This is a genomic window from Bartonella sp. MM97QHHN, from assembly GCF_042194285.1.
Lineage (GTDB): Bacteria > Pseudomonadota > Alphaproteobacteria > Rhizobiales > Rhizobiaceae > Bartonella.
This window is the reverse complement of record NZ_JBHIMS010000047.1, coordinates 1-4,150: the sequence shown is the minus strand read 5'-3', so window position 1 is coordinate 4,150 and position 4,150 is coordinate 1. Positions and strand designations below refer to the sequence as shown.

Here is a 4,150-nt window from a genome sequence, read left to right as displayed (position 1 = left end):
CTCCACTTTCCACTTGCGCAACACGGTACAAATAACTCTCTGGCAAACCATAACGCGCTGCCGTTTGCCGTATCGCTTGATCGACTGAAGGACTATAACGGGTCATTAACCCTTACTCCTTAAAAATCTTCCCGCTTCTCCTAACGCTGCCGAAGAAATGAAATGCCAAAAATGGTCACTACCAATTCCTGCTTTATGTAATCGTATAAATCTTTGTAACATTTGAGCAACTTCCTTCTGGTTCATACCTTTAACGCCAAAAGTTGCTAATTTCGCTATATCACGTTCAAGTATTTGCCTTTCTTTTTGTGGCAATTTTCTAATCGTATCAGATAAAATATTTTGTATAATTTTTGCCCCTGCATGTGCTGCACTAGTTTTTCCATACGGTATATTAACACCTGTTAAATAATTATGTTCAGGCGTTCCTTGAAACGGTTTCAGTGCTCTTTTCGCCGCATCTTCATAGAACCTTTCACCCTCTACAGCTTTTCTAAACGCATGAATGTTTTTAGAGCTTAAAGATCTGCTTAGATTATCTGACATGCTACCCGTTTGTAAAATATTTGAAAGGCTATTAATAGGACGCGAACCTTTTAATAGATCATCAATATAGTCTCTCATCCCTACATGATAAGTATTGAGACCACTAGGCATTGCTCCTTTACGAAGACCTTCTGCAATCCCCTCTCCCGATACGTCCCTCTGTGCAATGTTTTTGCCTTGTTTTATCGCTTCTTCAAAACCTTCATATTTGGCTACACTAGCCCGTGCTGCTTTATAAGTAGGAGAAATTTGGTCCGCTATCTCTACTAAGTCTTTTTTAAGCGATTTATATACATGAGCCATTTGGTTATCACCAAAATTATGATACTTCTTGCTAAGGTAATCGAGAGACTTCTTCGTTTGATCTAATAACTCCATCGTAGGCTTGTAATTAATGTGCCTAAATTCTCTCGAATAAAACATCTCTGGTTTTGCAAGGCGACGGTCCTTTGTTAAGACTTTAACGGCTCGCTCGACTGCTTCTTGAAATGCTTCATGTGCAAAAAGATCATTAAGAGCTGCATAATGCTCTTTTCCTACTGGAGTACGATACACCTGTGCATAAATAGGTTGATATTCTTTTTCTCCTTGCTCTTGAAGTACCCTTTTTAAAACTTTCGTATCTTGAAGAGGTGTAATGTTTTCATCTGCCGACTGACCAATACGGTGAATAGCATTCTGCACTCGTTCCCCATGTGCTCCTTTCAAAAGTTCAGAAACACGCGCATTTGTTTTCCCCATATTCGCAAGGGATACTTCTAAATTTGGACTGATATCTGTCAAAAATGCATGGCGTGGCGCAGAGCCAAGACGCTCTGCAACATTCTCAACACCATCATCATATAATGTTTTTGCAACTTCCCTAACCGCTTTGGTTTGAACTTCCTTATGAGCAGGATTAAAACGCCCTCCTTTCATAAAGGGAATATAGGGAACATGTTGCAATCCCCTTGCCATTTTTTTTGTACCCCAAGAAGCAACTGTACCGGCAAGAGAACCAATAGGACCAGCTACTGTTCCAATACCACCACCAAACCCTGCCGATATAAGACGACCAGAAAGACCCTCTCCTGCTCCAGAGCCATGTAAAGCTCCTGAACCTGCCCCGAACATCATCGCCTTACCAATATTTCCAAGTGTTGACATATGCTTTGCAAGAGCCAAAGCCCTTAATGGAGGCACAAAAAGTGAGAGTCCTGTCGGTACAAGTGAACCAGCAGCATAAGCAATAGAAGACCAAATAGGATATTTCTCTTGCAAGGCTTTTTGGTAAGCGCGCTCCTTAGCTACCCGTCTATTATATATCTCCTCTGCTTTCTTATCACCACGCCAATAATCTATAAAACCCGCTTCATTGGCTGCTTTCATCTCGTCAAAATAATCTGCCGTCGCACCAGACGCGCTATTCCTCATAACAGCATCCAACACCGTAAGATCTTTATCATCAAATGAGAAATCATCTGTTGTAGTTGATTGATTAGATAGCTTCGCAATCTCAGCGGGATCTTCAACTACGCGGAAACGTGTTCCGTTCTTAGCGTATACATATCGAGGAGAAGATGAAGAAGAACTGTTAGCATTTGATCTTATAATCTTTTCAATCTCAGCAGAATCTTCAACTACACGAAAACGTGTCCCATTCTTAGCATATACATATTGAGAATTAATCGCACCAGAAGTCTTATAAGGGGCCATTAATATTTACTCCTTAACCAGAAATTCACCACTGGAACTATCCACAAAATAAAGTACGTTATCCTTAATAGATGCCTCTTCTAAACTCATCTTTGGTATATTTTCACTACCTCCTTGTGACACCAACCCATTAGTAAAAGATTGAGAAGGGTCTTTTTTACGCTCTTTTACTTCCAATCCATGTGATAACCTATAAATTTCTTCATCATTAAATTCTTGAAAATGTGCAAGCATCTTCTTAATATTTAAAAGTCTTGTATGTAATACTTCAGGCTTGTCACTAATATCTAAAGTACCATAAGATGATACTAACCACTTGCTTTCGTTCTCAGATAATGGACCAACACCTACGGTTCCATTCTTACTTTGTTTTTTGATTGATGCAATCACTCGCTTAAAGACACCGCCTTGAATCTGAGTAAATAGATATTTTAATGTTTTGGCATCAGATCCTGGGAAAATTTGAGTAACCGTACCACCTTTACCAGCAACCCAATCTGGATTACTCTCTATAAGTTTAATGGCATGATTAACCGCACCCATAGTATTATCAATTTCTAATGCAACTTCTTTCACATACTCTCTCTTATTTGTTTCCCACTCTTCTATGTCTCGTTTTTTCTGATTATACTCCAATTCCTGTAGAGATCCTTTAATCGGTCTCGCTTCACGTTCACCTGTCTCCGGATTGATATACCATTGATGCCCCAGAGGTAACTTAGGAGTATCACCACCTGTTAACAATGCACTAAGCATTTGAGGATTCCTTGCCATGACAGCAGCTTCTTCTTCGCTGTAGCCTTTGGACTTTAGATACTCGACAGTCTGGTTAACCTGCCCTCTTTGTTTATCTCCTTCATGCAAGTTCTTCAGCCCCTTGGCAAAAAGTTGCCATCCAGACGAATCTGGACTTGCTGTTATCGCCCCCATAAGAAAATCATCAATATTTTTACTAACATCAGACTGTGAAAAACGAGAAAGTTTATCCCAAAAACTAGGTTCTGGTTTAGAATTCTGTTCTTGTGGTGTCACTGGTTCTGTTACAACAGATGCATGATTTCCTACACTAGGTGGAATTTTTTCTCTTGGAATTGGAAACGAAGGTTTATTTTCCTCATTAGGATAAATAGAGCCTATCGGAACTAGAGAACCGTGATACACATCATATGGATTATTCATAGAAATCATACTAGGGAGAACTGGTACTTGAGGAATAAATGGTAATTTTCTATCTTTATCCAGTCTTTGACTTTCATCTATTCCTTCCTGCAATCGCTCTGTTGTCGTTTTTTTTCGTTTGAGTTCGAAATGTTTATATCTCGGGTCAAAATCTATAAAAACCATTACTTTCCCTTTAACTATTTATTTTTTCTAAGATTATTCAAACTAAACGGCAGCATTTGCTGCCTTTTCCGCAGCCTTCTTTAATCCAAAAAGCACCATCATAGCATTCTGCCAAGGGTCGTTACCATGCATCTTAGATTCTGACACATTATTCGTCGTCGTGCCGTAATTCCTTGCAAAGCCATGACCGGCGTTCATAAGCATATTCAACCTATTCCAGCCGCTATTGTCTTGTTCCAGCCAACGTTCTCTATTGGCATCAACAAGNGTCGTGCCGTAATTCCTTGCAAAGCCATGACCGGCGTTCATAAGCATATTCAACCTATTCCAGCCGCTATTGTCTTGTTCCAGCCAACGTTCTCTATTGGCATCAACAAGGCGTTGATTGTAGTCATTAAGAACAGATGACCCCTGCAACATATTCGAATATGCGTTATTATAAGAGGGGAATAAGTTGCCTATCATGCCTAAGCGGTTCTCATTCAGTTGATCAATCATCGAATTGGCTTGCATCATATGCTGTAAATCTCTATCACGCTGGCGATACTTGATACGAGCTAATTCA

At 39.8% G+C, this 4,150-nt stretch carries 2 protein-coding genes and 2 pseudogenes; all 4 read right to left on the bottom strand.

The annotated features are described in order from the left end of the window. Positions 1-106 (bottom strand): annotated as a pseudogene (locus tag ACFIJW_RS02630) (lytic transglycosylase); the annotation flags it as partial. Next, positions 106-2,241, bottom strand: coding sequence for a glycine zipper family protein (locus ACFIJW_RS02625; protein WP_375626993.1), 2,136 nt, complete (start codon positions 2,239-2,241; stop codon positions 106-108). The gene ACFIJW_RS02625 and the pseudogene ACFIJW_RS02630, both read right to left, overlap by 1 nt. A 6-nt stretch (positions 2,242-2,247) precedes the next feature. Continuing rightward, a complete protein-coding gene (locus ACFIJW_RS02620) occupies positions 2,248-3,585 on the bottom strand; it encodes a hypothetical protein (RefSeq protein WP_375627702.1) in 1,338 nt (445 codons plus the stop codon). Between the two features lie 42 nt (positions 3,586-3,627). Continuing rightward, positions 3,628-4,150 (bottom strand): annotated as a pseudogene (locus ACFIJW_RS02615) (hypothetical protein); the annotation flags it as partial.